The organism is Tychonema sp. LEGE 07196, from assembly GCF_963890365.1.
Taxonomy (GTDB): Bacteria; Cyanobacteriota; Cyanobacteriia; order Cyanobacteriales; family Microcoleaceae; genus Microcoleus.
On sequence record NZ_CAWPRX010000180.1, the window covers coordinates 1 to 4,929 of the forward strand.

At 46.0% G+C, this 4,929-nt stretch carries 4 protein-coding genes; 1 reads left to right on the forward strand and 3 read right to left on the reverse strand.

Annotation, left to right across the window (positions count from 1 at the left end; translation table 11 throughout):
* Positions 1–219 precede the first annotated feature (219 nt).
* The 3 genes from AACV78_RS21420 to AACV78_RS21430 form a co-directional block, all read right to left on the reverse strand.
* The gene (locus AACV78_RS21420; RefSeq protein WP_194012460.1) at positions 220–786 is read right to left on the reverse strand and encodes a thermonuclease family protein; all 567 of its coding nucleotides are present in this window, start codon (positions 784–786) and stop codon (positions 220–222) included.
* A gap of 12 nt (positions 787–798) precedes the next feature.
* Positions 799–3,861, reverse strand: coding sequence for a DNA polymerase I (gene polA / locus AACV78_RS21425; RefSeq protein WP_194012461.1), 3,063 nt, complete (start codon positions 3,859–3,861; stop codon positions 799–801).
* 136 nt (positions 3,862–3,997) lie between these two features.
* A complete protein-coding gene (locus AACV78_RS21430) occupies positions 3,998–4,210 on the reverse strand; it encodes a hypothetical protein (protein WP_194012462.1) in 213 nt (70 codons plus the stop codon).
* Here AACV78_RS21430 and AACV78_RS21435 point away from each other — a divergent pair.
* Positions 4,200–4,901, forward strand: a complete 702-nt coding sequence (locus AACV78_RS21435) for a J domain-containing protein (protein ID WP_194074423.1) — start codon at positions 4,200–4,202, stop codon at positions 4,899–4,901. The two genes, AACV78_RS21430 and AACV78_RS21435, sit on opposite strands and share 11 nt — an antisense overlap.
* The last annotated feature ends 28 nt before the right edge of the window (positions 4,902–4,929 follow it).

The following is a 4,929-nucleotide window of genomic DNA, read 5'->3' on the forward strand; positions in this document are numbered from 1 at the left end:
GGAATGGGGAATGGGGAATTGTTGGCTGTTGGCTGTTGGCTGTTGGCTGTTGGCTGTTGGCTGTTGACTGTTAACTGTTGACTGTTGACTGTTAACTGTTGACTAATAACAACTAACAACTAACAACTAACAACTAACAACTAACAACTAACAACTAACAACTAACAACTAACAACTAACAACTAACAACTAACAACTAACAACTAACAACTAACTAAATCATTTCTTCCGAAAATTCCAAGCGGGAACAAACTTAGAATCTCCCCAAACGCCGCGGCGATTTTTCTTAGCTTCGGCTTCCGCTTGTTCCACAATACTTGCACTAGGACAGTTTTTTAAGTAAGGACGGTAAACCATTGCTAATCCTTCGCGCAGCAAAACTTCTTGGGCAAATGTGCCGTTTGGCAAGCGAACTTCGCTAATTTTGCGACCGTAGCGATCGGTATCGGTGACAGTCAAAATAACGCGCCCGCCCCCTTTTTTGACTAGCTGCTGCATTCTTTGCTCGGCTAGATTTCCCCACTTAAACTGATTCTTATCTGCTGCTTTTTTACTGTTTTTTTCAGCGTTCGTGTGGGCAATTTCCGGTGCGTCTATACAAGCAAAACGCACTTTGATATCCTTCCCGGCGCTATCGCTGGCGACAAGGGTGTCGCCGTCGCTGACTCGTTTCACAGCATAATTGTTGGGCGGTAGCTTTTGCGGACAACCGGAGAGTAGGAACAGCAGAAAAAGTGCACTCAAGCTGGTGATTTTAGGAGAAAGGGTGATTTTGGTTGGGTTCATATTTCTGTCTGTTTATTTAGTTTCCATCCAATTTTGCCCCGCGTGGATGTCAACTATTAGCGGTACGCTAAGCGGCAGAGCATTTTCCATCGCCGTTCTAATTTTTGGCTGCAATTCTTCCCATTCATCGGGAGGTACTTCAAAGATTAATTCGTCGTGAACTTGCAATAACAGCCGCGCCTGATAGTTTTGCAAAATTTTGTCTACCTCAATCATGGCAAGTTTAATGATATCTGCACTTGAGCCTTGAATCGGTGCGTTGGCTGCAGCCCGCAAAGATTGGGCGTCATTTCTGTTGAGAGATTTAAGTAGGCTGGAGTGAATGTCTTCGGGGTTGCGACGTTCTTTTTTAAACTCAGCGAGTGTTGGGCTCTCGAAGTTTAGGTAGCGGCGGCGGCCGAGAATTGTGGAAACGTAGCCTAGGGCGATCGCCTCTTTTTTTACTTTCTCCAAATATTCAAAAACCTTACTGTAACGCTCGTTAAATCGTTCAATAAACTTTTTCCCGTCTGCCGAAGACTTGCCCATCGATCGCCCAAACTTGATCGCCCCCATACCATAGATGACCCCAAAATTAATCGTTTTCCCAAACCGTCTTTCATCCGGCGTTACTTCCTCTTTTTCAAACAGCAGTTGAGCCGTCACCGTATGCACATCTCGGTTATTTTGGTAAGCTTCAATCAACACCGGTTCTTGACTCAAATGAGCCAAAATTCGCAGCTCAATTTGAGAATAGTCAGCCGACACCATCAGCCAACCAGACTCCGGTAAAAAAGCCTTGCGAATTTGCCGCGAAAACTCGGTGCGGATGGGAATATTTTGTAAATTGGGATTGGAAGAAGAAAGCCGACCCGTACCCGTTGCAGCTTGGTTAAAATCTGTATGTACTCGCCCGGTATCCCCACGTACTAACTGCGGCAAAGCATCGACATAGGTTGATTTTAATTTGGATAATGTTCGGTACTCTAATAAATCGTCTACAATCGGGTGGTCTCCTTGCAATTTATCCAAAACAGCGGCATCTGTAGAGTATCCCGTCTTTGTTTTGCGAGATTTTTTCTGAAACTGTTCGGGGATTTTTTCTAACAAGATTTCGCTTAATTGTTTGGGCGAACCTAAATTAAACTTTCTCCCCGCTGCTTCATAGGTATTTTCTTCAAGTTGGGCTAATTTTATTTCTAGCTCTTGCGAGAGGGTATTGAGATAAGCTGAATTAATGCGAATTCCGCAGTATTCCATTTCAGCTAAAACTGGCTCTAAAGGCTGTTCTACTTTCAGCAGTAAATCCTGCAATGACTTTCCCGGAAAGCTAGCTTCATCAGCTTTATCCAATTCTGCTCTAAGTTTACTTACTAACCCAAATGTGGTGTGAACATCCATACCGCAGTAGTCAGCTACTTTCACAATGCTGATGTCAGCAATTGTTTTGTTTTTGGGTACTAATTCCTTGTAGCTTTCTGCGACAATGCCTAAGTAGTGCCTTGACAATTCGCTGAGACTGTGACTGGTTTCTGGATTGAGTACGTAACTGGCTAGCATGGTGTCAAATACGACTCCAGCGAGTTTGATTCCTTGACAGCGCAGGATCAGGCGATCGAATTTAGCATTTTGCAGCGCCTTGGGATAATTTTCGCTTTCCAAAATCGGACGCAAAGCATTTAAAGCCGTGGCTTTGTCCAAGTTTTTACCCGTTTTGTGTCCCGTGGGAATGTAAGCTAAATCTTGTTCACCGGTTCCCCAACAGCAGCCAATTCCTACTAATTCGGCATCTCGCGGTTCGAGGGCGGTGGTTTCGGTATCCCACGCCACGGGCGAGTTTTTGTCGGTGTGGGTTTCTAGCAGTTGGACTAATTCGTTTAACTGTTCTATTGTTTGAATGATTCGGGGTTGGATTGGCAGTTTGTTTTTTTGTTGCGCGGCTTTGGTTTCTGCCGCACTAAAAAACCACAATTCGTCTGCTTCTGAAATTTCAGAACTTGCAGCGGAAAAATCATTTGAATTATCAGCGTTAGGCAATTCAGAGACTGTAACTTCTCCCTTTTTCCGAACATCCGTTAAATCCGTTACAGAATCCGCTGCCGAACCTTCCCTCCGAACATCCGTTAAATCCGTTACAGAATCCGCTGCCGAACTTTCTTTTTCCGCACCGCCGAACCGCTTTTGAATTTGTTTAACTTTGGTTAAAAATGTTTTGAATTCCAACTTTTCCAGCATGGGAATCAAGGCTGATTCATCAAAACCTATAAGCTGGCAATCTTCTAAGTTGATTTCTAAGGGAACGTCTTGGACAATTGTCGCCATCTTCTGAGAATGATAGGCGGCTTCTTTGCCTTCTTCTAGCTTTTTCTTGGTGGCGTTTTTAATCTCATCAATGGCTGCATAAATTCCGTCGAGGGTGTTGTAAGCTTCTAGCAATTGCAGGGCGGTTTTGTCGCCGATGCCTTTGACTCCGGGAATGTTGTCGGATTTGTCGCCGCACAAAGCTTTATAATCTATTACTTGTTCGGGCAAAATACCGAGTTTTTCTTTAACTTGTTCGGGGCCGTATTCTTGAGATTTGCCTTTTCCCGATCGCCTGAGCTCGTCGGTACTCAAATACAAGACGCTGATGTTTTTGTCGGTTTCTACTAATTGAAACAAATCTCGATCGCCCGTGAGGATTTTAACCGCATAACCGGCGGCGCTGGCTTTGTTGGCTAAAGTTCCCAAAACATCGTCAGCTTCGTAGCCCTCAGCGGTGACTGCTGGCAAATTGAGATAGGTGAGGAGTTCTTGCAGGTTTTTGAGATCGGGAATAAAATCTTCGGGAGTTTCGGGACGACCTGCTTTGTAAGTTTCGTCTGCTTCGTGGCGAAAAGTGGGCGTGGCGAGGTCAAAGGCGATCGCCATGTACTGGGGATCGTGGGCGGCCATAACTTCCAGCAGCGACTTGAGAAAGCCAAAACAGACGCTGGTGGGAATGCCTGTGGTAGTTCGCAAGCCTCCGTCTCGACTTTTGGCGAAGGCGAAGTAGGAACGAAAGGCCAGGGAGTGGCCGTCAACTAAGATGAAGGTGGGAGCTTGATTTGCCGACACTGACACAGATTGCGATCGCGCGAAAGTATTTTCTCATTGTAGCCAGTTGTGATGCCTGTTTCAAAAAATAACGCAACTGCTAATAAGCTCTAAACCCTTGTACAATCAGTTATTCGCAATTCTCAAATCAAAAATATCAAATCTTTTTCAGTGCGAAAATCGACTCGGTAGCAGACTTGAGAACGCTTGACGCTCGATCGCGATCGGCTGATTGTGCAGCTTGCCTGAGAATGCTAAAAGATAAGAAGTACGATTCCCGATCGGGATAGCTAAGTGCTATCGCACAGGCTTCGCCAACGCACGCGCGTAAATTTACGAATACCTGCATATCGAAGCCTATGGCTGACATTAATCGATGCTACGAAATCCTCGAAATTGAGCCTGGAGCTTCCTTAGAAGAAATTAAACGCGCTTACAGGGATTTAGCGTTTGTGTGGCATCCCGATCGGTTGCCCCCTGGCGATCGCCTGCAACAAAAAGCTGAACAAAGATTAATAGAAATTAATCAAGCTTACGAAGAGTTGGTGTTGTTTCTCAGTCAGCCGGAATCGCAGTCGATCGACAAACCGTTTCAGCAGCCACAGCCTGCGCCACCCCCAGCGCCGCCGGAAAAGCCGCTGAGAAGGCGTTCGGGAAAATCAGCCGGCAGGCACGGTTCCCAGCGCCGTCAAACCCGCCCCAAAGCCTCATCCCAAAAAGTTTCAACTCAAAACAACTCTTTAAGCAAGAAACAATTTACCACTAAAAATAGACAAACCGAGCGGGGAAGAAAGCCTTCGGGGCGCAGCGCCGCGAGGAAAGCGCGGCGAGTTCAAAACAGTCTAAAGCTTACTACCCCGAAAAGGAAAAAAGAGTTTCCGACTCAATATTCCAAACCGCAGCCATCTCAAAACAGTTTAACTTTCCCTTGGGGCCCACTGGCGATCGCCGTGGCGAGTTACGCTGTGACGGGCTGCATTTTGACAAAATATCAGGCCCCCCTGTGGATGTCGGCTTTAATCTGGGGTGCGGATTGGCTGTGGGCCCCAAGGGAAAGTTAAACTGTTTTGAGATGGCTGCGGTTTGGAA